21 protein-coding genes are annotated in these 26,887 nt (G+C 71.8%); 14 read left to right on the plus strand and 7 right to left on the minus strand.

Annotated elements, in window-relative coordinates; translation table 11 throughout:
* The first annotated feature begins 60 nt into the window (after positions 1-60).
* Both rfaE2 and ACZ6TD_RS41330 read left to right on the plus strand, forming a co-directional pair.
* The gene (gene rfaE2 / locus ACZ6TD_RS41325; RefSeq protein WP_471346440.1) at positions 61-1,506 is read left to right on the plus strand and encodes a D-glycero-beta-D-manno-heptose 1-phosphate adenylyltransferase; all 1,446 of its coding nucleotides are present in this window, start codon (positions 61-63) and stop codon (positions 1,504-1,506) included.
* Entirely contained in the window at positions 1,503-2,549 is a 1,047-nt protein-coding gene (locus ACZ6TD_RS41330) for a glycosyltransferase family 9 protein (protein ID WP_471346442.1), read from the plus strand. Before rfaE2 ends, ACZ6TD_RS41330 begins: the two co-directional genes overlap by 4 nt.
* 494 nt (positions 2,550-3,043) lie before the next feature.
* Here ACZ6TD_RS41330 and ACZ6TD_RS41335 read toward each other — a convergent pair whose 3' ends face one another.
* Together ACZ6TD_RS41335 and ACZ6TD_RS41340 are read right to left on the minus strand one after the other, a co-directional pair.
* Positions 3,044-3,913, minus strand: coding sequence for a glycosyltransferase family 2 protein (locus tag ACZ6TD_RS41335; RefSeq protein ID WP_471358507.1), 870 nt, complete (start codon positions 3,911-3,913; stop codon positions 3,044-3,046).
* Between the two features lie 91 nt (positions 3,914-4,004).
* Positions 4,005-4,925 (minus strand): glycosyltransferase family 2 protein, encoded by a 921-nt coding sequence (locus ACZ6TD_RS41340; RefSeq protein ID WP_471346444.1) that lies wholly within the window; start codon positions 4,923-4,925, stop codon positions 4,005-4,007.
* A gap of 181 nt (positions 4,926-5,106) precedes the next feature.
* On the opposite strand from ACZ6TD_RS41340, the gene ACZ6TD_RS41345 reads away from it, so the two are divergent.
* A complete protein-coding gene (locus tag ACZ6TD_RS41345) occupies positions 5,107-5,649 on the plus strand; it encodes a hypothetical protein (RefSeq protein ID WP_470008105.1) in 543 nt (180 codons plus the stop codon).
* Between the two features lie 63 nt (positions 5,650-5,712).
* On the opposite strand, the gene ACZ6TD_RS41350 is transcribed toward ACZ6TD_RS41345, so the two are convergent.
* From ACZ6TD_RS41350 to ACZ6TD_RS41370, 5 genes are all read right to left on the minus strand, one after another.
* A complete protein-coding gene (locus ACZ6TD_RS41350; RefSeq protein ID WP_471346446.1) occupies positions 5,713-6,579 on the minus strand; it encodes an MBL fold metallo-hydrolase in 867 nt (288 codons plus the stop codon).
* On the minus strand, positions 6,576-7,115 hold the full coding sequence (locus tag ACZ6TD_RS41355; protein WP_471346448.1) for a hypothetical protein: 540 nt from the start codon (positions 7,113-7,115) through the stop codon (positions 6,576-6,578). Before ACZ6TD_RS41355 ends, ACZ6TD_RS41350 begins: the two co-directional genes overlap by 4 nt.
* 603 nt (positions 7,116-7,718) lie before the next feature.
* Positions 7,719-8,228, minus strand: coding sequence for a DinB family protein (locus ACZ6TD_RS41360; protein WP_471346449.1), 510 nt, complete (start codon positions 8,226-8,228; stop codon positions 7,719-7,721).
* 154 nt (positions 8,229-8,382) lie between these two features.
* Complete coding sequence (locus ACZ6TD_RS41365) at positions 8,383-9,426, minus strand: sporulation protein (RefSeq protein ID WP_471346451.1); 1,044 nt, start codon at positions 9,424-9,426, stop codon at positions 8,383-8,385.
* A gap of 247 nt (positions 9,427-9,673) precedes the next feature.
* The gene (locus tag ACZ6TD_RS41370; RefSeq protein WP_471346454.1) at positions 9,674-10,603 is read right to left on the minus strand and encodes a LysR family transcriptional regulator; all 930 of its coding nucleotides are present in this window, start codon (positions 10,601-10,603) and stop codon (positions 9,674-9,676) included.
* Positions 10,604-10,783: 180 nt separating this feature from the next.
* Here ACZ6TD_RS41370 and ACZ6TD_RS41375 point away from each other — a divergent pair, with 180 nt between their 5' ends.
* From ACZ6TD_RS41375 to ACZ6TD_RS41425, 11 genes are all read left to right on the plus strand, one after another.
* Positions 10,784-11,356, plus strand: a complete 573-nt coding sequence (locus tag ACZ6TD_RS41375; RefSeq protein ID WP_471346457.1) for a DUF6817 domain-containing protein — start codon at positions 10,784-10,786, stop codon at positions 11,354-11,356.
* Between the two features lie 444 nt (positions 11,357-11,800).
* Positions 11,801-13,648, plus strand: coding sequence for a phage tail sheath C-terminal domain-containing protein (locus tag ACZ6TD_RS41380; protein WP_471346459.1), 1,848 nt, complete (start codon positions 11,801-11,803; stop codon positions 13,646-13,648).
* A gap of 7 nt (positions 13,649-13,655) precedes the next feature.
* Positions 13,656-14,180 (plus strand): phage tail protein, encoded by a 525-nt coding sequence (locus ACZ6TD_RS41385; RefSeq protein ID WP_059144851.1) that lies wholly within the window; start codon positions 13,656-13,658, stop codon positions 14,178-14,180.
* A 166-nt stretch (positions 14,181-14,346) separates the two neighbouring features.
* Positions 14,347-15,261, plus strand: a complete 915-nt coding sequence (locus ACZ6TD_RS41390; protein ID WP_471346461.1) for a T4 family baseplate hub assembly chaperone — start codon at positions 14,347-14,349, stop codon at positions 15,259-15,261.
* Positions 15,254-15,997 (plus strand): hypothetical protein, encoded by a 744-nt coding sequence (locus ACZ6TD_RS41395; protein WP_471346463.1) that lies wholly within the window; start codon positions 15,254-15,256, stop codon positions 15,995-15,997. Before ACZ6TD_RS41390 ends, ACZ6TD_RS41395 begins: the two co-directional genes overlap by 8 nt.
* Positions 15,998-16,001: 4 nt before the next feature.
* The gene (locus tag ACZ6TD_RS41400) at positions 16,002-16,913 is read left to right on the plus strand and encodes a Pvc16 family protein (protein ID WP_471346465.1); all 912 of its coding nucleotides are present in this window, start codon (positions 16,002-16,004) and stop codon (positions 16,911-16,913) included.
* 35 nt (positions 16,914-16,948) lie between these two features.
* Positions 16,949-19,084 carry an ATP-binding protein gene (locus tag ACZ6TD_RS41405; RefSeq protein ID WP_471346466.1) on the plus strand — a complete coding sequence of 712 codons (2,136 nt, stop codon included), beginning with the start codon at positions 16,949-16,951 and terminating at the stop codon, positions 19,082-19,084.
* Positions 19,075-19,386, plus strand: coding sequence for a hypothetical protein (locus tag ACZ6TD_RS41410; RefSeq protein ID WP_289978538.1), 312 nt, complete (start codon positions 19,075-19,077; stop codon positions 19,384-19,386). The genes ACZ6TD_RS41405 and ACZ6TD_RS41410 overlap by 10 nt, the downstream gene beginning before the upstream one ends.
* Positions 19,383-25,748, plus strand: coding sequence for an eCIS core domain-containing protein (locus ACZ6TD_RS41415; protein ID WP_471346468.1), 6,366 nt, complete (start codon positions 19,383-19,385; stop codon positions 25,746-25,748). The genes ACZ6TD_RS41410 and ACZ6TD_RS41415 overlap by 4 nt, the downstream gene beginning before the upstream one ends.
* The gene (locus ACZ6TD_RS41420) at positions 25,748-26,182 is read left to right on the plus strand and encodes a hypothetical protein (protein WP_471346469.1); all 435 of its coding nucleotides are present in this window, start codon (positions 25,748-25,750) and stop codon (positions 26,180-26,182) included. Before ACZ6TD_RS41415 ends, ACZ6TD_RS41420 begins: the two co-directional genes overlap by 1 nt.
* 20 nt (positions 26,183-26,202) lie before the next feature.
* Complete coding sequence (locus ACZ6TD_RS41425; protein WP_471346471.1) at positions 26,203-26,886, plus strand: hypothetical protein; 684 nt, start codon at positions 26,203-26,205, stop codon at positions 26,884-26,886.
* Position 26,887 lies beyond the last annotated feature (1 nt).

Below are 26,887 nucleotides of genomic sequence, written 5' to 3' on the forward strand. Positions count from 1 at the left end.
CACGAGGGCTGTCGAGGGCCCGTGCCATGGACATCCGTCCCCCTGATCGGAGGTGAGAGCATGACCGCCGCCGCCCCGCGACCGCTCGTCGTCGTCGGAGACGTCCTGCTGGACCAGGACATCGACGGCGAGGCCACCCGCCTGGCGCCGGACGCACCGGCACCCGTCGTCGATGTGGCCGTGGACCGAAGCCGCCCCGGGGGAGCGGGGCTCGCCGCCATGCTCGCCGCGCGCCAGGGTCGCCAGGTCGTCCTGGTCACGGCGCTGGGCGACGACACCGCGAGCCAGACCGTTCGGAACGCGCTGACGCCGGGTGTGAAGCTGGTGGAACTGCCGCTGGACGGCACTCTTCCGGTCAAGACCCGCATCCGCGCCGGGGGCCGCCCGCTGGTCCGGGTCGACCGCGGTGGCGGCACCCCCGGGAACCCCGGCCCGGACGCCCTCGCCGCGCTCCGGGACGCCCGCGCCGTCCTGGTCGCCGACTACGGCCGCGGCACGGCCGCCGCGCTGCGGCAGCAACTCGGCGCGGCCGCACACCGGGTGCCCCTGGTCTGGGATCCGCATCCGCGTGGTGAGCAGCCCGTGCCCGGCGCACGGCTCGCCACGCCCAGCGCCGCCGAGGCCCGCGCCCTGCTCGGCTCGGCCCGCCACGCCCTGTCCGGCGACGCGGACTCGCTGCACGCGCACGGCGGCCGGGGAGCCCGCCTCGCCGAGCGCTGGCGGGCCGCGGCGGTCGCCGTGACCCTCGGCGAACGCGGCGCCGTGCTGGCCCTCCCGCACAGCGAGAACCCCATGTACGTGCCCGCGCCCCACCGGGCCCAGGGCGACCCCTGCGGCGCCGGGGACTGCTTCGCCGCCACCGCGGCCGGGGCGCTGGCCGACGGGGCGCTCCCGGAGGAGGCGGTGCAGCTCGCCGTCGCCGAGGCGGCGGAGTTCGTCACGGCGGGCGGTGCCGGGAACCCCGCCCTGTGGGATCTCCCCGGCGGCCCCGGGACCCACCCCACCGAGCCCCGCCGCCCCGCCGACGCCCACGCACTGGCCGAGGCCGTCCGCGCCCGCGGCGGCACGGTCGTCGCCACCGGCGGCTGCTTCGACCTGCTGCACGCCGGCCACGTCGGGCTGCTGCAGAACGCCCGCCGCATCGGCGACTGCCTCATCGTCTGCGTCAACTCCGACGCCTCCGTGGGCCGCCTCAAGGGGCCCGGCCGGCCCATCAACCCGGTGGCCGACCGGATCCGCGTCCTGTCCGGACTCGGCTGTGTGGACGCCGTCGCCGTCTTCGACGAGGACACCCCCGAACCGCTGCTACGGCGGCTGCGCCCCGATGTGTGGGTCAAGGGCGGCGACTACAGCGCGGACGCCCTGCCCGAGACCGCCGTACTGCGCGACTGGGGCGGCCAGGCCCTCGTCCTGCCCTACCTGGACGGCCGCTCCACCACCGAACTGGCCCGCCGAGCCGCCCTGGGCCCCCACCCCGCCACGTCCCCCCTCCACCCCCGCCAATGACCGACCGCCCCGCCCCCGACGTCCCCGGCCGCCCCGCCGCCGACCGTCCGCGGCTGCTGGTCCTGCGTGCCCTCGGGCTTGGCGATCTGCTCACCGCCGTCCCTGCCCTGCGCGCGCTGCGGCGGGCCTATCCCGACCACGAACTGCTGCTCGCCGCGCCCGCCCGGCAGGCCCACGCCGCGGCCGCCACGGGAACCGTCGACCGGGTGATCCCCGCCTCGGCCTCCGGCCGGGCCGTCCCCGGCCGGATCGACTGGAGTGGGCCGCCGCCCGATGTCGCCGTAGACCTCCACGGCAACGGCCCGCCCAGCCACCGCCCGCTGTCCCGGCTGCACCCGGCCCGGCTGCTGGCCTACGCCCACCCGCCGGCGCGGACCGCCGGGCCACCGTGGCGTGAGGACGAGCACGAGCGGGACCGCTGGTGCCGTCTGCTCTCCTGGTACGGCGTCCCGGCCGACCCCCAGGACCTGCGCATCCCCGCACCCGAGCGCCCCTCGCCCGCGCCGGGCGCCGTGGTGATCCACCCCGGCGCGGACGCGGCGGCGCGCCGGTGGCCGGCCGCGCGGTTCGCGGCCGTGGGTGCCGCGCTGCGCGCCGCCGGACACCGGGTCGTCATCACCGCCGGCGCCGGGGAGACGGGGCTGGCCCACGACGTCGCGCGGCGCGCCGGGCTGCCCGAGTCGGCCGTGCTGGGCGGCGATGCCGACCCGCCGTTCGCCGAACTGGCCGCGCTGGTCGCCCAAGCGCGTGCGGTGATCGTCGGCGACACCGGACTGGCGCATCTGGCGACCGCCGTGGGCGCCCCGTCCGTCGTCCTCTTCGGCCCGGTGGCCCCCCGCCTGTGGGGGCCACCCCCCGGCCCGCTCCACCGGGCGCTCTGGCACCCGGACGACGACGCCGCCCGCCCGGGTGACGCCCACGGAAACCTCCCGGACGAGCGGCTGTTGCGGATCACGGTGCCGGAGGTCCTGGAGGCCCTCACCCGGCTCCCCGGCCCCGCCCTGCGCTCCGCGCAGCCCACACTCACCGGCGCCGAAGGCTGACCCCGCGCCCAACCCCCGGCTCCGGCTACGAGCGCACTACCGGCTCCGTGCACGCGCCCGTAAGGCGTTCACCGAGCGCCGGGCGGCGCTCAGTGAAGGGCCCCGCGCCCGTGACACCGTCACGGCCCCGCCACCGCCACCGTCACGGCCCCGCCGTTGTCACCGGCGCGGACCCGGGCCTCGTCGGGCTGCCCTTACGGGGAGACCCCGCTGGGTCTCGTCCAGTAGCCGCAGCCCGTGCTCGACCCGGGCGGGACCACGGCCCGGTACGCCGGGGCCGAAACCGGACCGTCGGCCGCGAGCCGACCACCGGCTCCGGCTCCGGCTCAGACACCGGCTCCGACACCGTCACCGTCACCGGGACACCCGTCCCGTCGCCGTCACCGACGCGGGCGCGGGCCTCGAAGGGCCCCGGGCCCTTGCGGGTGCCGCTCCCGCCCCGTCGTCGTCAGCCGCCGCGGTCCCGGTCCTCGAGAGGCCCGATCCCCTACGGATCACCCCACATAGCGCCGGGCCGTCGACACCCGCTGGGTCTCGTCCAGCAGGCGCAGCCCTCGCTCGACCCGGGGCGGGACCACGGACCGGTGGGCGAGTGTGCCGGGCATGCCTGCCAGGGCCTGGGCGAATGCCTGCAGGCTGGCCCGGTCGCGGGGGACCGTGCGGGCCAGGAAGAGGGTGCGGCGGGCGGCGGAGGCGAGGGGGCGGCGCTGCCAGGTGAACCACAGGGTGTTGCGCAGGCCGCGCACCCGCCGGGCCGTGGCGTCGCGGGCATCCGACGGCGCGTGGTGGATGACCGGCCCGGGCGCGAACACCAGCCACCAGCCGAGGGCCGCGAGGTCGGCGGCGAGCAGTTCCTCCTCGCCGCCGAGCCACAGCCGGGGCGAGAACCCGCCCACCGAGCGGAAGGCGGCGGTGCGCAGGCAGGTCGCGGCGGCGAGGACGGAGCCCAGCGCCGGGCCCGGCAGCCACCGCGGGCCCGGCACCGGCGAGGAGCGCAGCTCCGCCACGATGGGGTCCTCGGTGCCCTCGGGCTCGACGAGGATCCGGGCCGTCACCGACGCCAGCCCCGGATGGCGGTCCAGCAGGTCCGCGGCCGCCGCCAAGGACCCCGGCGCCCACCAGGAGTCGTCGTCGCAGAAGGCGACGTAGGGCGTCCGCACCTGCCGTACGGCCACGTTCCGGCCCACGGCGCCGAGGTTGCGGCCGGGGCGCAACAGCGTCACCTGCGGATGGAGCCGGGCCACCGCCTCCGCGGTGCCGTCCGTGGAGCCGTTGTCGGTGACGATCACGGGCGGCCGCTCGGGCAGTTCGGCCAGTCGGTCCAGGGTGTGCAGCAGCTCGTCCCGCCGGTCGCGGGTGATCATGACGACCGTCGTACGGCCGTCGGCGGCCCCTTCGCCCTGGTCCTGGTCTTCCTGGCCCTGGTCTCGGCCCTGGCGCTGGTCCTGGTTCTGGTCATCGGTCATGGGTGGCGGCCTGCCTCTCCTCCCGCCGGGGTTCGTCGTCCGTCCGCTGCCCGTCCACGCGCCGGGCGGCCTCCTCGACCCACGGCGGCAGCGGCCGGCGCTGCCACAGCGCGGCCGGCAGCCGGGCGAGCAGACCGCGCAGCGCGGCCCGCGCCACCGGGTCCCGCCCGGCCTCGGCGAGCAGCCCGGCGGTGCGCCGGGCGGCGAGCGGCAGCGGGCGGCGCAGCCAGCAGCCGATCAGCTCGTTGCGCCGCATCACGGCGGTGCGGTCCTTGCGCGGCGAGGGGGACGGATGGTGGTGGGCGACCACCTCGGGGCAGTACGAGACGCCCCAGCCCATCGCGGCGAGGTCATACGCGAGCAGCGTCTCCTCGCCGCCGAAGAAGATCAGCGGATGGAAGCCGCCCGCTTCCAGGAAGGCGCCACGGCGCACCACGGCCCCGCAGGCGAGGAAGCCGAACACCTCCGGGCCGGGAAGGTCCTCGGCCCGGCCGGCGGGGGAGGCGGCCAGCGTGGCGTTGAGCGGATCGGGTCGCTCCTCCGGGCCGACCCGCACCTGTGCCGCCAGCAGCCCCAGCCGCGGATGGCCGTTCAGCAGGGTGGCGGCCCGCGCCAGGGCGCCGGGCCGCCACCAGGAGTCGTCGTCGCTGAAGGCCACGTAGGGCGTGCCGATGGCGCGTACGCCGTCGTTGCGGGCGAGCGCGCCGCGGTTGGCCCCGTGCGCCAGAACCCGCACCTGGGGAAAGCGCTCGGCGACCATGGCCCGGGTGTGGTCCGTCGAGCCGTTGTCCACGACCACGACCGGTGGCCGCTCCGGCAGGGCGGTGAGGTGTTCCAGGGCGGTGGCGAGCCTTTCGGCGCGGTCGCGGGTGGCGACGACCACACCGACGGCGGGGCCTGGCGCGTTCATGGCCACCAGGTACCCGGCGCCCCGGCCGCTATGCGGTACGCCGACGCACCGGGCCCTTATGCGATGCGCGCCCGGCCGTCCAGATCGGCGCGCCGCCATTGAGAGTGAGCTATGTCATGTTCGACACCGCCGTCCCGCGGGTACGGTGCTGACAGCTATCGCGCAAGAGGAGCGGCTTCGTTTGTCCCTGGACCTGTCATCCGTCATAGCGGCGACCACGCAGTGGCTGATCAGGGCCTATCCGGCGGCCGACGGCGCGATGAACGCGGCGCTCGCAGAGGCGCAGGCGCGGCAGGCCGTGACCGTCGCCGCGTGGCTGCGCTACCCGACCACCACCGACGCCGCCCTGGTGACCATGGCCGGACCGGGCGGCTCCTACCGGCTGGACTGGCTCGTGGACGCGGAGCCGTACGAGATCCGCGGCCCCGACGGCGTCTGGCGCACCTGGGTGGACGAGGTCGTCGCGAGCTGGGCGGCGGCCCTGCTCACCTGCTCCACCCTGGCGTCCGAGGCCGTGGCGGCGCTCGCCGACTGTGAGCACGCCGCCGGGTCCCCCAGGGAGTTCCGGCGGCTCACCGAGCCCGACGCGCACGACTGGCAGGCCGCGCCGCTGATGCGCCATCCGGACCTGATGGCGTGCGTCGTGGAGCTGCACCGTCCCCAGCTACTGGAACGTCTGCGGCTGCTGCGCAGCGACGACCAGACGCCCACCAGCGCGGCCTGACGGCGCCAGTCCCCACGGGCGGCCGTCATGGCTACGGGTGGCCGTCACGACTACGGGCGGGCGTCACGGCGCCCGGAGCACCCCCTGCGCGTTCACGGCGACGCGCTCCCCACGGGGGCAGTGGACCACCTCGGACGGGAAGTCCGGGTCCCGGGTCTCCTCCAGGAAGGCGGAGAGCGGGGAGCTGAAGGCGGCGTAGTCGTCGTAGTGCACCGGCAGCACCCGCTCCGGCCGTACGGCCTTGACCAGACCGGCCCCCTGGAGCGCGTCCATCGTCACGATCAGCCCGCCCGGAAGCCGGGTGCCGCCCAGGTGGACCACCGCCAGATGCACGTCCGGGTAGCGCCGGGCGATCTCATGGATGCCCGGGAACATCAGCGTGTCGCCGGTGATGTACACCCGCAGCCGTGGAGGCTCCCCCGGCGCGCCGAAGTCCAGCAGGCTCCCCATCACCGGTGGCAGCAGCCGCTGCCACCGGCCGGGGGCGTGCCTGCCGGGCAGCGCGGTGATCCGGACCTGGCTGCGGTCGTTCACCAGGACGTGATCGTGCCAGGTGGGCAGCCCGGTCGCCCGGCTGAACCCATGGACGCCCTGAAGCCGCCGGGAGGCGTGCGGGGTGGTGATGATGGGCAGCGAGCGGTCCAGCCGCCGGCGCGCCACCCGGTCCCAGTGGTCGCCGTGCAGATGCGAGAGCACCACGGCGTCCAGGTCGGACGGGATCTCCGACACGGCGAGCGCGGGCTCGGTCAGCCGCCGGGACATCAGCCCTTTGCCCAGATAGGCGTACTGGCCCCGGTGCAGGAAGTTGGGGTCGGTGAGCAGCGTCAGCGTGCCGTAGCGGATGAGGAGCGTGGCGTTGCCGACGAAGAGGAACTCGGCGGCGCCCTCCGGGGAAGAAGTGGGAGGAGTGGGAGGAGTGGGAGGAGTCATGTTCCGACCACCGCCTCCCGCGGCTCCGTCCGGCCGGGGCTGAACATCGTGGCGGCCGCGGCCTCGTGCAGCGACTTCAGCGTCGCGCGCTGCCGCCGCGCCCGGTTCAGCAGCTCGGTGAGCCGATCGGGGTCCAGCCGGGGGTCCTCGCCGGCGGCGGCCAGCAGTCCGTGCCACAGCAGCGCCTTGCCCTCCACTCCGAGCCGCAGCGACTCCAGCTCCAGGACCGTGCTGAGCCCGGAGCGACGCCGCAGCCGGCCGTTGGGCTTCAGCCGCCCGGCCTTCTCGCCCAGCCAGCCCCCGTAGACCTTGTAGCGGCGGACGGGCACCTCGAGGTCGGCCATGACGGTCATGAGTGCCTCGCGGTCCTCCATGATCTGCGCGGCGACGTCCTCCAGGTCGCCGCCGAGGGGCGACTGCCGGTGCTCGCGGGCCGTCCGGCGGGCCAGCTCCATTCCGGCCGTCGCCCCGGCCAGGTGGTCGTTGAGGTAGATGCCGAGCATGCGGGGGGATGTCGATGTCCTGGGCTCGCTCATGATCGTCCTTTGGGATTCGGCACGGTCGTATCGGGCCACGCGCCGGTCGTATCGGGCCCCGGCCGTATCGGGCCACGCGCCCGCGGTCGGGCCACGCGCCCACGGAGTGCCCAGCCCCGGCCGCCTCAACCAGCTCCCGCGCCCCGCAGCCCCCACCCCCCGCAGCTCCCGCGCCCCGCAGCCCCCGCGCCTCCCCTCGCCGTCGCCCGTCCGGGGCGGCTGGTGGCGCGGCCTCAGCCCTCCGGAGCCACCCGCCGCCGGTAGTGCGGGCACCGGATGAGGTCGTCGTGCTCACAGCCGGGGGCGCATTCGACGAGCGCCAGCGAGTCCCGCGCGGCGGCGATGCGGGAACGGAGCGCCTCCGCCTCGCGCCGCTCGCGGCCGGCGGATCACCCGGGACCAGGCCGGGACGTGGTGTGCCGAACAGCGCGAACGTGCCCACGACGACCGGCTCTTCCTCGCCGTGCCGTTGTTCCTGGCGGCCCGGAACGGCAAGGTGAACGGGCCGACGAGCACGAGCGGTTGGAGCGGCCGTCCCCGCGACCGGCCACCCTGGGCGCGCGGTCACTCCCAAGGCCGTGGCCGCGGACGGCAGCCGATCGCTCAGGCCCCCACGACCCCGTCCACGCCCTCGCGCAGGAAGTCCGCGTGCCCGTTGTGGCGGCCGTACTCGAGCAGCACATGCACCAGCACCATCCGCAGCGACACGTCCTCGCCCCACCGTGGCTGATGGCCCGCCAGGTCGAGCGACTCCGCCTCCCGCTCGATCCGGCGGGAGGTCTCGACCTCCGCCTCCCAGGCCGCGAACGCCTCGGCTCCGGTCGCCTCGCTCACGTCGTACGCCGCCTGGAAGTCGATCGTCGGGGACCAGACCATCGGCGCGTCGTTGTCCTCGAACACCCGCCGGAACCAGGCCCGTTCCACCTCGGCCAGGTGCCGCACCAGGCCCAGCAGCGTCAGTGTCGAGGGCGGCATCGACCGCTGTCTCAACTCCTCGTCCGTCAGCCCCTCGCACTTCATGGCGAGCGTCGCCCGCTGGTAGTCGAGGAAGGCGCGCAGGGTTTCGCGTTCGTCGCCGAAGTGGGGTGGTTCCGGGCGGCGGTCGGCGGTCATGGTCGTTCGTCCTCCTCGACGGCTGGGCGGGTCCCCGGGTGGCGCTGTTCGGACTCATGGGACCACGGCCGTCGGGACCCGGACGCACCGGGGCCATGGCCGAAACGCCGAGGAGGCTCCCCGGCCCGGAGCCGCCCCGGGCCGGGGGAGGCGGTCAGTCCTCGTCCTCCTCGTCCTCGAAAGCGTCGCCGATCTCGTCGACGACCTCCGCGGCGACCATTCCGCCGACGACGCCGACCGCGACACCCGCCGCGACGCCTCCGACGATCGCCGCAGTGCTCGGGCCGGAGCGCCGTCCGCCGTCGTGGTGCCCGTCGTGGTGGTGGTCCGCGTGCCCGTAGCCGTGGCCGTGGCCGTCGTGCTCGCCGTGGCCGTAAGAGCCGTGGGCGCCGTACGAGTCGTGCGAGCAGTAGGAGCCATAGGCGGCGCGCCGCTCGACGAGCCGGCGGATCCAGGCGTCGACCTCGGCGTTCCAGTCGCGGTGCTCGACGCCCTCATGGCCGACGGTGAAGAGGGTGAGGGCGTCCTCCCCGGAGGCGAAGAGCCCGCCGCGCTTGTCGGCCTCCAGGACGACGTCCATGCCGCCCGCGTTCGCCAGGAAGGTCACCTCCAGCTCGTTGATGGCGTGGGCGTACTGGGGGGCCGGGGTGAGCTCGATCTCCTGGTAGAACGGCAGCCGCTGTCCGGTGCCGCCCACATGCCCCAGCTCCAGATCGGCGGACTTGAAGCCGAAGCCGAGCTGCCCCAGCGCCTCCAGAACGGCCTCCTGGACCGGCAGTGGGGCCACGGTCAACTGGTCGAGGTCGCCCTTGTCCTTCGCGCCCGCGATCTCCAGCCCGGTGCGGACCCCGAGGATGATGCCCAGCGGCTGCCCGTACAGCTCGGTGATCGGCGTCTCCCAGGGGAGGTGGGCCGTGAACGGGAGGCTGCGGTGCTCGCCCTCGGCGAGCCGGAAGCCGCCGCCGACAGTGAAGCGGTCGAAGAGGACGACCCCCTCCCGCTCCTCGTCGCCGTGCTCGTCCTCCACCCGGGCCACGAGCTCCAGCGTGATCTGCTCGATCTCGAAGTCCGCCGTGCCGCCCCGGAGATGGACCTGACCGGTCAGCGGCCCGCCGGGGTGTACCGGGCCGGGGTCCAGCACCGTGTCCACGGTGGGTCCGCCGACACCGAGCGAGCCGAGCAGTCGTTTGAACACCATCGGGGCGTCCACTCCTTCAATGTGCGTACTGTCGCGTGTGCGTGGGGGGTTACGGGTGCGTGCGGCGGAGGACGGCGGAGGACGGCGGTCGGGCGACAGCGGGCCTGCGCCGTGGAACGTTCGCGGCCGGTGGCACGTTCACCGTGCGTCCTCCCTCCTTTCCTCTACACGCATGTAGAAGCATAGGGGTGTGGGTCGCCGCGAGACGGCCCATCCCGGCGCGTTGGCGGGGGAAGTCCGAAAATGATCACTCGCGGGGCCGTGCGGAGTGCCCCTCAGGCGAGGCGTCGACGCGCAAGGTGCCGGCCACGGTGTCCGCGAAGGCCCGGGCCAGCGGCGGGAGCGCGTCCCAGCGGCGTGCGGCCCAGCCGACCGGCAGCGGCGGCAGCGCGGGGATCGGGACGAGCCGCAGCGGGCCCTCGTCCCCGGGCACCGGCAGCCCCGGCAGAGCGGGCACCACGGCGCGCCCCAGGCCGAGTTCGGCCAGCAGCAGGGCCGTGTCCCAGTCGGCGACGCTGGTGTCGGAACCGGCCCGTACACCCAGCTCGGCCAGGGCCGTGTGGAGGCGGCCGCCGGAAGTGGAGTTCGGCGGCAGCCGTACGAGGGGGATCTCGGCGAGGTCGGACACCTCGACCCGCGACCGGGCCGCGAGCGGATCCCCGGCCCGCAGCGCGAGCACCCACGGCAGCTCGGCCACCGGCCGCTGCTCGACACCACGCACCGGCCCGCCGAGGGTGATCCAGGCCAGATCCAGATTGCCGGCGATGAGGGCGCCGAGACAGCCCCGGCTCGAACTCTCGGTCTGGAACTCCAGGTTCACCTTCGGATAGCGGCGGCGGAAGGAGACGATCGCCTCAGCCATGAAGTGCCGCACGGTGGTGCTGCCTGTGGTGATCCGCACCGAACCGCTCTCCCCGTGCACGAGGTCCGCCAGGCGGCGCAACGCCAGATCGAGCCCGGCGATCCCATCGGCCGCGGCCTCGCACAGAATGCGTCCCGCCGGGGTGGGCACGACACCGCGCGCCTGGCGCTCCAGCAGGCTGACGCCGGTCTCACGCTCCAGCCGCTTCACCCGCTGGCTCACCGCCGACTGTGTGCAGGTCAGCTCCCGGGCCACGGCGCTGAGGCTGCCGGCCCGGCACACGGCCACGAACACCCGCAGATCGTCCAGAGTCATAACTCCCAAGGTAGAGCTTGGTGTTGGCGAGCAATTCCCAGGATTGACTGGGGTGGCCGGTGGTCGCGACGATCGTCGCAGGGCTCAGGCGGCAACCCGTACGGCGCCCGTACGAGGATCCGGACCGGGTGGGGGCGCGGTACGGGTGCCGACCTGCCAAGCACCGAAAGGACACGACCTGTGCCTGCTGCTCCCCCTCCCGCCGCCGCCGACCGGGCCGCCACCCTCCTGCGCCGCCTCGGCGCCGCGCGCATCGCCCACCCCGGCGGCACCCTCCTCGCCCACCTCCAGCGCGTACGCGCCCGGCTCGCCGCCTGGGGAGCCCGCCCCGAACTCCAACTCGCCGGACTGTGCCACGCGTTCTACGGAACCGACGGCTTCCCCGTCACCCTGCTGCCCCTCGGCCGCCGCGGCGAACTCGTGGCGGTGATCGGCGCGGAGGCCGAGGCCATCGTGTACCTCTACGCGAGTTGCGACCGGAAGGCCACCTGCCCGGCGCTCGGCGGCACCGACGCGGTCTTCCACGACCGCTTCACCGGCCGTGCGCACACCCCAGAACCCCGGTTGCTCCGGGACTTCGCCGAGCTGTCGGCCGCCAATGAGCTCGACCTCGCCCGCCTCGACCCCGCCCTGCGGGAGCGGCGCGGCCCCGAACTCCTCGCCCTGTTCACCCGCTTCCGCCCGCTGCTCAGCCGCCCGGCCTGGCTGGACGGCCACGCGATCCTCGCACCGTCCCCGCTCGCACGCGACTGAGGTCCGAGGCCGGGGTGTCGCGCGGGTGTGATATCGCCGGGAGCGCGGAACCGCAAAACGGCGCGCCGAACCGTTCACCTTTTCGGCTCGTTCTTGTCGTCGACGCGCACCGGGCGGGATTTTGTGATCACTAATTGCCGGAAGCGTTCGCGCACGGTAATAGCTTGGTCAACTCCGTGGAGACGGGGAAACGATCTAGGAATTTCCCGTGAAAGAGATGACCGGATCAATGCCTTGACCGGAATCACGCCGGGCGCGGAAACTCAAACCGCACTCACGCATCAGGAGCCGCAAGCGACGTTCCGAACTCTGCGATACCGGTTTCGCGGGGGCGTGCGACCGGGGGAAGTGCGAGGAGAAATTGTGTGCGCGGCGGGAAATCCGCGTGCTCGATCTTCACTTCCCCTCCTCATCTCTTGATGCGCTGAAGAGAATGGAGGGGGAATGCCGACGCCCGCGGGCTATCCCGGTGTCTACATCGAAGAGCTTCCCAGCAGCGTCCGTACCATCGCCTCGGTCACCACCTCGGTGACCGCGTTCGTGGGCCACACCCGGCGGGGCCCGCTGAACACCCCGGTCCGCATCACCAGCTTCGCCGACTTCGAGCGCCGCTTCGGGGGCCTCACCTCGCAGAGCGCGGTCGGCTACGCGGTGCACCAGTTCTTCGGCAACGGCGGCACCGTGGCGGTCGTCGTCCGCGTGACCAAGGCCGGGACCGGCAAGGCCGCCCGCGTCACCCTCGACTCCACCGAGGGCCACAGCGAATGCCCCGTGCTGGAGGTGCACGCCAAGGAGCCCGGCCACTGGGGCTCGGGCCTGCGGCTGGCCGTCGACTACGACACCCCGTGCCCGGAGGAGACCTTCAACCTCCATGTGCTCGACGCCCGGGGCACCTCCCGCGAGTCGTTCACCAACCTGTCCATGGACCCCGCCCACGGCCGCCACGCCGAGACCGTGATCAACGCCGGGTCGGGGCTGATCCGGGTCAAGGCGGTCGGCGAGGGCCGGCCGGACCCCTCCGGCACGGTCTCCAAGCCGTTCGCGGAGGAACTCCCCGACCTCGAGGTCGAGCTGACGGTCAAGATCGGCGAGGTGGAGCGCGCGTTCACCCTCTACGACCCGGACTGCGACGGCGAGGCTCCGTGCGACGTCACCGAGCTGGCCCTGCTCCTGGAGCGCAAGCTGCGCGCGCTGCCCGACGCCCCCGGCAAGCACGCCTTCGCGGGCACCGAGGTCACCGCGTTCGGCCGCCGCCTCCAGGTCGTCGCCGGCTCCATCGACCCCGACGACGTGGTGCGCTTCCTGGGCGAATGCGCCAATGACCTGGGCCTGGAGGCGTCGGTCAACCCGCCCGTCTTCCCGCTGTCCGGCGGCGAGGACGGCGCCCCGCCCGGCCCCCGCGACCTCATCGGCAGCGAGGCGGACAAGACCGGCCTCCAGGCGCTGCGCGACATCGAGGACGTCAACCTGCTGTCGCTGCCCGAGCTCGCCGGATACGAGTCCGTGGGCGACATGGTCACCGTGCTGTCGGCGGCCGACCGGCTGTGCCGGGAGCGGCGGATCTTCCTGCTGGTGGACGCGCCCTCGGCCTGGGGCAGCGTGGACGCGGCCCGCGCCGGGATCGGCGCCTTCGAGCCGGTCCGCAGCGACCACGCCGCGCTGTACTTCCCGCAGTTGCGGCTCACCGACCCGCTCACCGGGCGGCTGCGCGCCTTCCCGCCCTCCGGGGCGCTCGCGGGCGTCATGGCCCGTACGGACGCCGAGCGCGGCGTGTGGAAGGCACCCGCCGGGACCGAGGCCCGGCTGGCCGGGGTGTACTCACTCACCGTCCAGCTCACCGATCGCGAGAACGGACTGCTCAACCCGCTGGGCATCAACTGCCTGCGCACCTTCCCGGTGGTGGGCCCGCTGGTCTGGGGCGCCCGCACGCTGCGCGGCGCCGACGCGCAGAGCAGTGAGTGGAAGTACGTACCGGTACGGCGGCTGGCGCTGCATATCGAGGAGAGCCTGCGCCGCGGACTGCAATGGGTCGTTTTCGAACCCAATACGGAGCAGTTGTGGCAGCAGATCCGGCTGAACGCTTCCGGCTATCTGCACACGCTGTTCGAGAAGGGTGCGTTCAAGGGCGGCACTCCGCGGCAGGCGTACTTCGTCAAGTGCGACAAGGACACCACGACGGACGAGGACATCGCAGCCGGCATCGTGAATGTCGTGGTCGGTATTGCGCCGGTCAAGCCCGCGGAGTTCGTGATCGTCAAGATCCAGCAGATGGCCGGACAGTTCGAGATTTAGGAATGTGATGGCTGAGTTCCAGGTCAACGCCCATCGCTTCGACCCGTACAAGAACTTCAAGTTTCTGGTCCTCTGGGACGGTCGTACGGTCGCGGGCATCAGCAAGATCAGTCCGCTCAAGCGCACCACCGAGGTCGTCAAGCACCGCAACGGCGGCGACCCCAGCTCGCCCCGCAAGTCCCCGGGCCGGTCCGAGTTCGAGGGGATCACCCTGGAGCGCGGCGTCACCCACGACCCCGAGTTCGACCGCTGGGCCAACAAGGTCTGGCAGGTCGGCGCGGGGCTCGGCTCCGAGGTCTCGCTCGCCGACTTCCGCAAGGACATCGTCATCCAGGTCCTCAACGAGGCGGGCCAGGTGGCCGTCTCGCACAAGCTCTACCGGACCTGGCCGAGCGAGTACCAGGTGCTCGGCGAACTGGACGCCAACGCCAACGCGGTCGCGATCCAGAGTCTGAAGCTGGAGTGCGAGGGCTGGGAGCGGGACTACGAGGTGCCGGAGCCGGAAGAGCCCTCGTTCACGCATCCCGCGTAGGCGGGGGACGGGGGCGGGGCGCGGGACGGCGGACGGGAGCGGCTGCGGTGCGTCTTAAGGCCGCGGCGCGTCTTAAGGCTGCGGCGTGGTTACGGCTGTGGCGCGGCTGCGACGACGGCCACGGGTACGGGGAACGGCACGGTACGGGGAGCGGACGGCCTGAGAGATGGGGAACACGGGGCCCGCGGAGCTGCTGGCCATCTGGGAGGCGGGGCTGGCGCACCACGGCCCCGGCCGCGCCCTGCTGCTGCACCGGGCGGCCCGCCCGGAGGCCGCCGCGGACGAACTGCTGTCGCTGCCGGTGGGCGAGCGCGAGGCGGATCTGTACGCCCTGCGGCGCGCGCTCTTCGGCGAGCGGATGCAGATCCGGGCCGAGTGCGGTGCGTGCGGCGAGGCCATGGAGTTCGACCTCGACGCACGCGATCTGGGCGTGCGCCCGGGGGGCCAGGACGGCCCGCTCCGGGTGGAGGAGGGCGAGTGGACGGTCGAGTTCCGGCTGCCCACCGTCGCCGACGTGGAGGCCGCCGCGCAGGCGGCGGCCGAAGCGGGCGGGCGCGTGGGCGCGAACGTGGACGTGGGCGTGAGCACGAACGGGAACGTGGACGCGGACTCGGGCGTGGGCGCGTACGGGGACTCGGGCGTGGGCGCGTACGGGGACTCGGCCTCGGACTCGTACGGCGGCGAGGCCGAGCGAGAGCCCACCGCCGCCGTCCGCGCCCGCCGTACCCTGCTCGCCCGCTGCGTCCTCTCCGTGCACCGTTCGGGGCGGCCCGTCCCCGCCGACCGCCTCCCGGCGACCGAACTGCCCGAGCCGGTGCAGCGGCGGCTCGCCGAGGCCGCCGAACGCGCCGACCCGGCGGCCGATGTGACGCTCAACGTCGCCTGCCCCGAATGCGGCGAGGCCACCCGGGCCGAGCTGGATATCGCCTCCTACCTGTGGACCGAACTCGACCACTGGGCACGGGACCTGCTCCTCGATGTCCACCTGCTCGCCACCGCATACGGCTGGAGCGAGCCTCAGATCCTGGCGCTCAGCCCGCTGCGGCGCCGTTACTACCTGGAGCTGTGCGCAGATGGCTGACTACTTCGACCGGCTGCTCGCGCGGCACGCCCCCGTCCCCGCGCCCGGGCCGGCGGCGGGCGGCGGCGCCGGCGACCGCCCGGTCCGGGTACGGCCGCGGCTGCCGGGCCCGTACGAGCGCATCGAGGCGCTGCGGGGAGAGCCGCCGCTCCCGGAGGAGGCCACGCCTGCCCGCATGGCCCCGCCATCGGCGGCCGAACGCCACCAGGAGGTGGTCCGGCACCACCGCGAGGTCAGGACCGACCGGCACACCGTCGTACGCGCCGAGCCCCCACCGTACGAGGACGTGGAGCGGCACGCCGAACCCCCGGCCCCCGCACCGCTGTTGCTCCCCAGCACACAGATCACCGCCAGGCCGCACCCGGCCGCACCCGACGCCCCGGCCGCCCGGCGGGGCGCCACGGCGTCCCCGGCGCCCGACGCCACACCGGCTGCCGCCCGGCCCTCGCCCGGCCCGCCGTCCGCGGACGTGTGGTCCGCGGTGGCCGCCGCGCCGCTGCCGCCCCGCGCGGCCGACCCCGCCGTGGGCCGCGAGGCCGCGCGGCTCCCCGCCGGGCGGCGCCGCGCCCGGTCCGCCCAGCGCACGGTGCACGTCCAGATCGGGCGGCTGGAGGTCACCGCCGCCGCCCCGCCCGGCGCCGACCGCACCACGGGCGCCCGCGCCGGAACGACGGGACGGCGCGCGCCCGCGCTGAGCCTGGAGGACTACCTGGCACGCGGCGAGAGGAGGGACTGACACCATGAGCAACGGACTCGCCTTCGCGACCGTCACCCAGGCCCTCGCGCTGCTGGTCGCGAACAATCTGCGGCCCGAGATCGACATCGCGGTCACGGTGGACACCCGTAGGCCCCCGGCCGAGCCGCCCACCGAACCGACCATCAACATCTTCCTCTACCAGGTCACCCCGAACGCCTCGATGCGCGCCACCGACCTGCCCACCCGGGCCTCGGACGGCACCCTGCTCAAGCGACCGGCCGCGGCCATGGATCTGCACTACCTGATCAGCGCGTACGGGGAGGAGTCCGAGCTGGTCGGGCAGCGCCTGATCGGCACCGTGGTGCGCATCCTGCACGAGATCCCGATGCTCCCGAAGGACGTGATCGAGGAGGCCGCCCGGCGCTCGTACCTGACGGGCAGCGACCTGGTCGAGGCGGTGCAGCGGGTGCGCTTCACCCCGACGCAGATGGATGTGGACGAGACCTCCAAGCTCTGGGGGATGCTCTATCAGACCCCGTATGTGCTGTCGGTCTGCTACCAGGGCTCGTTGGTCCTGATCGAGGGGCGGGAGCGCCCGGTCCCGGCGAAGCCGGTGGAACGGCCCACGGTACGGGTGCTGCCCTTCGGCGCCCCGGGAGCGCCGGAGCCACCAACCCTGCGGGGGACAGGCGGGGAGCCCGCCGAGGCGGAGGCGGAGACGGAGGCGTCGACGGAGGCCGAGACCCCGTCGCCCGCCCGGCCCGCCAAGAAGCGCCCCGCCGCCGCGAAGGCGGCCGCGGCCAAAGCCGCCAAGACCGCCAAGGCGGCAGCCACCAAGTCGGCCGCGACCAAGACCACGAAGGCCGCCGCCGCCAAGTCCGCCACCTCACCCACCCGTACACGCAAGTCCACGCCCCGGCGCCGCGGCGGCCGCTCCGAGGACACGGAGAGCTGAGGCACACGGTGGGGGAGAAGGGGGCTGGCGACAGCATGGGCACGCGAAACGGCCGCGCATCGGCGGCCGCCGAGACCAGCGGGGGAGCGGGCGCGGACGCCATCGCGGCCGAGGACGGGCAGGCCCTGGCCGCCGCAGTCCAGGCCGTACTGGCCCGCGTCGACGCCCATGCCCGCCGCGCCACCCCCAACGGCTCCCGGCCCGGCGCCACCGCCTCGCGCGATACCGCCACCGTCGACGCGCCCAACACCCCTGCCACCGCCGCCCAGTCGCCCCACGCGAAAGACCACGAGCAAGCGATCCCCGGCCCCGCCACGCTCGACGCACTCGTGGCCTGTTTCGGCCTCAGCACCTTCGAGCGCCAGCTCGTCCTGCTGGCCGCGGCCGCCGAGCTGGACCCCACCGCCGCCGCGCGGTGTGCCGCCGCCAGCGGCGATCCGGCCCGTGCGTACCCCACCTTCTCGCTCGCCCTCGCCGCGCTCGACGAGCCGCACTGGAGCGCGCTCACCCCCGTGTCCCCGCTCCGCCGCTGGCGGCTCATAGAGCTCGACGACGAGACCCGGCTCACCACGTCACGCCTCCGCGTCGACGAGCGCATCCTGCACTTCCTGGCCGGATCGCCCTACCTCGACGCCCGGCTGCACGGGCTGCTGCGCCGTGCGCAGCCCCCGCGAACGCTGCCCCCCTCGTACGACCGGGCGGCGGACCGGGTGGCCGCGGGCTGGAACGAGTCCCGCCCGGAGGCCCCGCTGCGCGTGGAGTTCGTCGGCGGCGACCTGACCACCCGTACCGACATCGCCGCCGTGGCCGCCCGCCGCACCGGGCTCGCGCTGTACGTCATGGCCTCGGACGACGTCCCCACCGACGCGGCCGAACGCGACCGCCTCGCCCGCCTCTGGCAGCGCGAGGCCGTTCTGCTGCCCGCGGCGCTCCTGCTGGAGGTCGGTGAGATGGACCGGGAACAGACCGCCGCCACCGACGCGTTCATCGACGGCGCCGCCGTGCCCCTCGTCGTCTCCAGCGAGGACCCGCGCCGGACCGGCCGCCCGCGCGGCGAGCGCGTCACCGTGCCCGGGCTGGACGACACCGAACAACTCGCCCTCTGGGCGGACGCCTTCGCCGGCATCCCGCGGATCGAGGAGGCCCACCTGCGGTCGCTGGTCGCCCAGTTCCAGCTGCCGCCGCACATCATCCGCTCCGCGGCCGCCGCCGTACGCCGTGACCTCCCCGACACGGACACGGACACGGACACGGACACGGACACGGACACGGACACGGGCATGGGCACGGGCATGGGCACGGACGCACTCGACCCCACCGAACTCGCCTGGCGCGCCGGGCTCATCGAGGCGCGCATCGGCCTGGACGAGCTGGGCCGGCGGATCGAACCCGAGGCCGGCTGGGACGATCTGGTGCTCGCCGACCACCAGGCGCGGATCCTGCGCGAGATCGTCGCCCACGTACGACAGCGCGCCACCGTCCACCAGGAGTGGGGCTTCGCCGCGACACTCCGCCGCGGCCTGGGCGTCACCGCCCTCTTCGCGGGCGGCTCCGGCACCGGCAAGACCCTCGCCGCCGAGGTGATGGCCAAGGAGCTGGGCCTGGATCTCTTCATCATCGACCTCTCTCAGGTGGTCAGCAAATACATCGGCGAGACCGAGAAGAACCTGCGCAAGGTCTTCGACGCCGCCGAGCGCGGTGGCGCACTGCTGCTCTTCGACGAGGCGGACGCGCTGTTCGGCAAGCGCAGCGAGGTCAAGGACAGCCACGACCGGTACGCCAACCTGGAGGTCAGCTATCTGCTGATGCGCATGGAGGCGTACCGGGGCCTGGCCATTCTCACCACCAACATGAAGAAGGCCCTCGACCCGGCCTTCATGCGCCGGATCCGCTTCGTCGTGGACTTCCCCTTCCCCGGCGAGAGCGAGCGCGCCGAGATCTGGCGCCGGGTGCTCCCCGCCCGGGCGCCGATGAAGGACATCGACCCCGAGCGCCTCGCCCAGCTCACCGTGGCGGGCGGCTCGATCCGCAACATCGCGCTCTCCGGCGCCTTCCTCGCCGCCGAGGAGGGCGACCGCCTCCAGATGCGCCACATGCTGGCAGCGGCGCGCACCGAGTACCAGAAGCTGGACCGTTCGCTCACGCCCTCGGAGGTCCACGGATGGGTCTGAACGACCGGATGGGTCCGAACGAGCAGCCGAACGCGATCCAGGTGGACATCGGCGAGTTGGCGCTGACCGGCTTCGGCGCCGGGATCGACCCGGACCGGGTCTCGGCGGCATTCCACACGGAGCTGACCCGTCTCGTACGGGAGCGCGGCGTACCACTGGCGGCGACCGGGGAGGGCACGGCGATCGAGGCCCTGTCCGGCCTGCCCCCGCTCCCCGCCACCACCTCCCCGGCCCGGCTGGGCGAGGCCCTGGCCCGCGCCGTGCACGCTGGCCTGTCCGGAAGGGGGCGGGAGAGGACATGAGCAACGCACCGTCCACCACCCAGGACGACCGCGCGTCCCAGTCCGCCAAGCGCCGCAAGCGCAAGGAGCGGACCGGCAAGGCCCGTACGCCCGAGCCCAAGGACATCGTCAGCGGCGCGGGGCAGCCCCTCGACCCGAGCGTCCGGCGCGACCTCGAAGAGCAACTCGGCCACGACCTCGGCCAGGTCCGTCTGCACACCGACCGCGACGCGGGCCACCTCACCGAACTGCTGGGCGCGGACGCGGTGGCGGTCGGCCAGGACATCTTCTTCCGCGAGCACACCTACCGCCCCGGCACGGTGGAAGGCCAGCGCCTCCTCGCCCATGAACTGCTCCACACCGTCCAGAACCCCCACGGCCTCGGCACCCTGCGCGCGGGCCGCGACCTGGGCGCGGTGAGCCTGCCGCAGCAGGCCGTCGAACGCGAGGCGGAGGACGCGGCACAGGAACTCGTACGCGGCGAGCAGCCGGAAACGGCCATGGAAGCGGAGGCGACCGCGACCCCGGGCTGGCTCCGCTACGCCACGGTCGACGCCGACCGCAACCGCATGGAGAAGCTCGACCCGGCGACCCTGGTCGACCGCCTGGCCAACAGCGTCGTCCGCTCCCTGCGCGGTGATCCCGAGGACCGCTCCAAGCGCACCCGTATGCAACTGGCGCGGATGTCCCCCGGGTTGCGGGAGTCGGTGCTGGACCGGCTTGAGGTCCGGCTGCTCTCCAACGAGCACAGTCGGCTGCTGGACCTGATCGACGAGGCGGACAGGTTCCCGCTCGAACTGCAACCGGCCAACGTCCCCGCGCCTGTGCCGGACGCCATTGAACTGGTGGAAGAAGAGCGTGCCGCGGCCCACCAGGCGGTGGAGGGCGAGCAGGAGGCCAAGGAGAAGCGGGTACAGGACTCCCGCGAGGAGAAGCGCGATCAGGCCGACGAGCGGAGCAGAAACCCCAAGACGTTCCAGGAGCGCCGGGCCGCTGACGCGGCCGAAGAGAAAAAGGAAGCCAAGGAGGACCGGGCTCGCAGGGACGCGCGGGCCCGGCAACAAGGCCAATTCGAGCAGGAGCAGCGCGAGACCGAGGAGAAGCAAGCCGAGGAGCGGGAGAAATCCGACCAGGCGGCTGAAGAGAAGGCTCAGGACCAGCAAGAGGGCGTCGAACAGCAGAAGGAGGAGCGCAAGGAGCAGCGCGAGCGCGAAGAGGCCGACCCCGAACAGGCCAACGCTCCCGGCGCGGACAAGCGGCAGCGCGAGGACGACGAGAAGAAGCCCGCCGACGGTTCGAAGCCGGAGGATGTCGACCCCAAGGCGAAAGGTCAGCCCGGCCCCGTACGCCCGGAGAAAGTGGACGAGCGCGCCGACCAGCGGGACAGCGCACTGTCCGAGCATGGCCTCAACGAGAAGGACGAGGACGAGGACGAACCGCGCGAGGAGGAAAGGCCGCTCGGTCTGGAGGCAGGCGCGGAAGCCGAGATTGCAAGCGGCGAGACCCAGGAACGAGAAGGGGCTGATCCAGTACCCGACGCCGCGGAGAGCGCCCGGAACCTATCGGCCGGTCTCGTATCGGATGAGATCAATCTCGAAGAGGATGCCTCACCGGAATCCGTTGCCGAGACCCTGGCAGTTCGAGATCCCGAGCCCGACCAAGGTGATACCTCCGTCGGCGATCCCGGGCAGGGAACCGGCTCTCTGACCGGTCCCGACGACGAGCTGCCCCATGGGGATCCCGCGGCGGTGTCACAAGCTGCCGAGGACGGAGCCGGGGACCGGGCCGATAGGAGGGAAGCTGACACCGGAAAACGTCCACGAGTCGGAAGTGCGGACCTCGGAGGAGCGTTCCCCACTGAACTCACGGCCGAACGCCCGGCAGATCAGGAGGTCGGCCCGGACCCCGAGACGGAGGACGGGGCGGCGCCCGAGCCCGAGGCCGAGGAGAAGAAAGACCCGGCGCAACGGCAGGACGAGGACAAAGGCGGGGACGAGGACGAGGACCCAGGCAACGGCGGGGAACAGCCGGATGCCAAAGAGGCCCAGACCGAGCAGCAGGAGCGCAAGGACCGGGACGAGCAGGCGGAGAAGGAGGAGTCGAAGGGGCAGCCTCAGGGCGCCGCCGCCGACAAGCCCGCGACGGCAGCGACAGCAGCCTCCCCGGTGCCAGCGTCCGCCACGCCGCCCGCCGGGGCCCATACGGAGACAACGCCGACCCAGGACCGCACGCCGTCGCCCGCCGCCCGGCGGGCCGCTGACTCCGCGAAGGGGGAGCGGGACGCGCCCGCGCCAAAGAGTCAGGTGCTCAAGGAGCAGGGTCCGGGGGCGGCACCGAGCGGTGCGGTCGGCGGAAGCGAACCCGCCGCCGCCCCCTCGGCGGCGGCAGGGCCGGGCGGCGCACCATCCCCGGCCCAGGCAGCGGTCAGCCCGGTGGGCGAACAGGCCGATAGCCCGGGCAGGATGGGTGCCCCCGCGCCCGAGGGCGCGAAGGCCACACCCGAAGCCTCCCTGGAGAAGGACGGCGGCGGTTGCGCCCCTCCGGAGCCGGCGCCGGAGCAGGACGGCGCGGGAGGCAGCTGCGGCGGTGGCGGTGGCGGGCAGCAGAGCTCGGAGGACAAGAAGCAGGCGCCGCCGGACGTCTCGGGCCAGGACCCGAAGACCGCCCTCAACACGGTGAGTCAACTACCTCCGGACCAGGCGCAGGCAGCGCTGCCGGGCGTGGACGGCGCGGCCGCCAAGAAGATCAGCGACGAGCAACGCCGCCTCGACGCCAACCCTCCGACCAGGGAACGTCCTTCGGGCGCACCGCAGACGCAGTCCGCCCCGCCGGAATCGCAGCCGGCGGAGAACGCCGTGACCGGCAAGGTTGAAGAGGTCACCCCCGAGGACATGGCCGCGAAACAGCGGGCCAAGGATGTCGACAAGGCCGAAGGAGAGAAGCCCGCCCAAGGCGCTCAGGCACCCAGCGTCACCTCCTCCCCGGACGGCAAGGCGGACGAGCAGGACGCCAAGAACATCGAGCAGGCCGCCGACAGCGTCCCCACGACCGATCCGGCCCTGAACCGCACGGTCGGTCCCGCCCCGAAGATCAGGCTTGAGGGGGAGAGCGACCCGAAGCGCACGGACAAGCAGGCCGAGAAGCTCAAGGAGAAGCAGGCCGACATCCAGGAGACCGGCCGCGCGGACACCACCAAGAACCTGGGCGAGGACCGGATCTACCCGAACGCGCCCAGGGAACGCCTGCGGGGCAAGGCACCCGGCCGGTCACGCGGCGGTGGCGGAGCCGGGGCCGATGCGGGACAGACCTCGGACGAGGGCGTCGCCGTGGTCACCAAACAGGAACGGGGCCCCCAGATCCAGGCCGGGGCGACCGCTGCCCATGGACAGATGGTCGCCAAGGAGAAGGAACAACAGCAGGGCGAGCAGCAGGTCAAGCAACAGAAACAGGCCGAGATCGACCAAGAGGTCGCCCGCAACGCCGAGCAGCAGACCGGCGAGCGCGGCCGGGCCGCTGAGGAGGCGCAGCGTCAGCGCGCGGACTGGCGCAAGGAGCAGGACCAGAAGCTTGAGGACGCGGACAAGGAGACCGAGCAGGAGCACCGCGGCAAGAACGACGAGATCACCAAGGAGAAGGACAAACAAGACAAGGAGATCGGTAAGAAGAAGGACGAAGACAACCAGAAGATCGACGATGAGCGGGAACGGGCCGAGAAAGAGGCCGCAAGGAAGAAGGAGGAGGAGAAAAAGAAGAAGGAGGGCGGCGGGGGCTTCCTCGGCTGGGTCAAGGACCAGATCAACAACCTGATCGACGCCATTGTCAGTGTCGTCACGGCGGTCTTCGACGCCGCGCGGAAGGTTGTCAACGGCATCATCGAAGGCTTCAAGACCTTCGTCAACAAGGCGATCGACTTCGCGCGAGACTTCGCCATCAAGGCCATCAAGGCACTGGCCGACGTCCTGATCAAGATCGGCGATGTGCTCCTCGCAGCCTTCCCCGAATTACGCGACAAGTTCCGCAAGGCGATCGAGAACCTCCGTGACAAGGCGATCGCGGCCGTCAACCGCCTCGCGGACGGCCTGAAGAAGGCCGTCAACGCACTGCTGGACGCCCTGGCGGCGGGCCTCAACAAGCTCCTCGATGTCCTGGAGGCGGGCATCAAGGCCGCCATCGAGGTCTACCGCAAGGCGCTGCTGTCCGCGATCGAGTTCGCCCAGAAGGCCCTTGCCCTGCTGGGCCAGTTCGCCGCCCTGGCCAAGGACATCGCTCCGGACCCGGGCGGCTGGCTCAGCAAGGCCGGCAGCGCCGCTAAGACCGGCATCAGCGAACACCTGTGGGGCGCCATCAAGGTCGCGGTCAAGGAGTGGTTCAACGCCAAGGTCGAGGGCATCCTCGGCCTCGGCAAAACGATCATCAACGTCCTGGTCAAGGGCTGCGTCTCCCTGAAGCAGATCGGGAAGATGGCCTGGGACGCGGTCGTGGCCTCGCTCCCGGTGATGATCGCCACCATCATCATCGAGAAGCTGGTCTCGATGATCATCCCCGCCGCAGGGGCGATCCTGACCATCATCCAGGGGCTGATGGCCGCCTGGCAGACCATCAGCCGGATCATCGCGGCCTTCGGGAAGTTCTTCGCCTACTTGAAGGCGGTCAAGGCGGGCCCGGCGGCCTGTTTGTTCGCAGAGGCGGTGGCAGCGGGCGTTGTCGCGCTGCTGGACTTCATCACCAACTTCCTGTTGGCCAGGCTGGGCCGAGCGGTGAAGGGCGTGGGCAACCGCCTCAAGGCGATGGCCCAGAAGATCATGCAGGGCCTGAAGAAGACGGCCAAGGGCGCTCGCAAGGCCGCAGGCGCGGCCGTGAACCGTGCCCGCGGCGCTCTCCGTAAGGCCAACCAGGCACTGCGAGAACCAGCCGCTCCCGTTAGGCCCAGGAGACCGCTGGCGCCGCAACGGCATCCGGCCGGGGAGGTGCACGCACCGAGCGTATCGGCGAAGAATGCGCCGCCCAAGCCGGAGCAGTCGCGCGAACAAGAGCAGGGTGGGGGGCCAGAGGCCAAGCCGGGACCCACGCGAGACAAGAAGCCGGACAGCACGAAGGACGGCGATCCGGGCAACAGGACTTCCAAGAAAAGTCCGGACCGGAATGACGAACGAGAAACCGACAAGGCGCCTGAAACCACTAAATCCCCGCGAGAGGTATCGAAACCCGCCGTTCCCCGGGAATTGGGATCGCTTCCCGGGCGCGTAATGAGGCGAGTCAGGAAGGCCGCCAAGTCTGCCCTTAAGAAAGTACGCAATACACGTCGCACACTGGGCAGAAAACTTAAGAAGAGCAAGATCGGGCGGGCAATTACCAGGAGCGCCAAGACGCTGCGCGAAAAGTTTTTGGCGAAGATCAGAAATCTGCGCAGGCTCCACAAGGATCATCGACAGGAGAACGAGAACCGATACAACCCGAGAAGAGACGAGAACCGGAACAACCAAAAAGACCAGGACGGGCAGCAGGGCGTCGAGGCGCCAACGGTCAAGGCCGCGTTCACGATGAGCGGCGAACGACACCGAATGGTCCTCAAGCCCGCCGGAGACGATGTCGATGTCCGCATGGAGTCGGAGCTGCTGCCGCTCCAAGACAGGTACAGTGAGGCATACAACAACATCGAGTACATAAAATCCTACGTCAACTCGATCGAAGACGCGAACGTCAAAGCCAGGTTCAAGGAAGAAGTTCTCGACGACGTAGTGAACTTCCAGAAGGACAGCGTCAGGAAGTATAAGTTGGCGTTCAAGAAAGCGTTCCCGAATCGTTCAATGGAACTCACTCGCCCCAGGAGGCGCACACGCAGGCAAGTCCGCAACCAGGTACTTGCGCTTCTCGTGGAACTCAGGACAATGAACGACAAGATCACAAGGTGGGCTGCCGCCACGGGAATCGAGGACTTCAGCAGGAACAAATTCGATAAGGCTCTCCTCGAGAAGGGCAGGATTATCTGGGAAAGAGAGTATAAGTCGATCAAGGGAACGATCGACCAGGTGGTGAAGAAGCATCGCTATAAAGGAGAGCCTCTTAGTTACGTTGGCAGCCTCAACACCGGAATGCGCGGGCCACACAAGGGAAAGACGGCTTTCAATATCAACGATTTCGACGTGGACCTATTTGTGGTACACCCGGAAGAATGGAGGAGGGTGTATCCGTTGATGAAGAGGGATTGGCCAGAGTTCGTAGATGACCAGAAAATGTTCCCAAGGCCGCCGCATCTGCAAGAGCTCATCAACAAGAGTCAAGAAGTGGGCGGAGAGTTGGCGAGTGTGCTCCAAGGGCGCCTCAAGGACCTCAGCGAGTTCTACAAGACTGAGATCGTCCTGCGTTGGAAGGAGGCGTGGTGATGTCTGGGCGAATTGAAAAGGCTGGCCCGGGAGCGACCTGCCATCTGTTGAAGTTTTCCATCCGCACCAACATCACCACGCAACCCAAGCGCATGGCCGAGCGATTGCAAGGCATTATGGGCTGCCCGTTCCTGCCAGGCTACTACCACAAAGAAATCCCAGCCTGGCAAGCAGATTTGCTGGGTATGGAGATATATCTTTACGAGTGGCGCGGCATAAAGAACCGTCGCATCCTCCGACTCCATGGCGCGTCGGCGAACTCCAAATTCGCCAAATACTACCGTCAAAAGGATGCGAATTTTGTTGTGACTGACATAGGTGACACCATTATTGATCTCTTGGAAGCCAATGGTGGTGGCACATGGTACGTGCCGTCCGAGGAGGACATCGAGGCGGAACTAATCTACGGAAAACGCATCAGTGGGCAATCGTGAGAAGCGATCTGGGAGAAGCTATGGCTTACGCCGACATCCCCAAACCCATCCGCTCCGGAATAGTCCTCGTAGACCCCGAACGCGGCACCCCCCAACGCATCATCGTGCTGCAGTTCAACCCCGACACCCTCGAACGATCCCTCGCCCCCCAATCCGCCGGCGACCAAGCCGACAGCGGCGGAGGCGGCAGCGGAAGCGGGGACAAGAACGAGGCGCTCCGCCTCAAGGGCCCCGCACAGGAGACGTGGAAGTTCACCGCGGAGATCGACGCGACCGATCAGTTCGAGGTGGCCGCGCCGGACGGGATACACCCGCAACTCGCGACGCTCGAAATGCTCGTGCAGCCGACCACCGCCAAATTGCGGGACGCCATGCGGCTCTCCAAGAAGGGGACCATCGAGATCAGCCCCATCGAGATGCCGCTGACCCTCTTCACGTGGGGCAGCAAGCGCGTCATGCCGGTCCGCATCACCGAGTTGTCCATCAATGAATCGGCGTTCGACGTCAACCTCAACCCCATCCGCGCATCCCTCAGCATCGGGCTGAAGGTGCTCACCGTGAGCGACCTGCCCGCCGGCCACCGGGGCGCCGAGCTCTACCTCGCGCATCTCGCGCAGAAGGAGCGGCTCGCGGCGGCGGCCCGCGGGGGCGCACTCGGCGCGTTGGGGTTGAACAGCGGGGACATCGGGCTGGGGAGGGTGTAGA

The sequence above is a fragment of the Streptomyces yongxingensis genome (assembly GCF_055597465.1).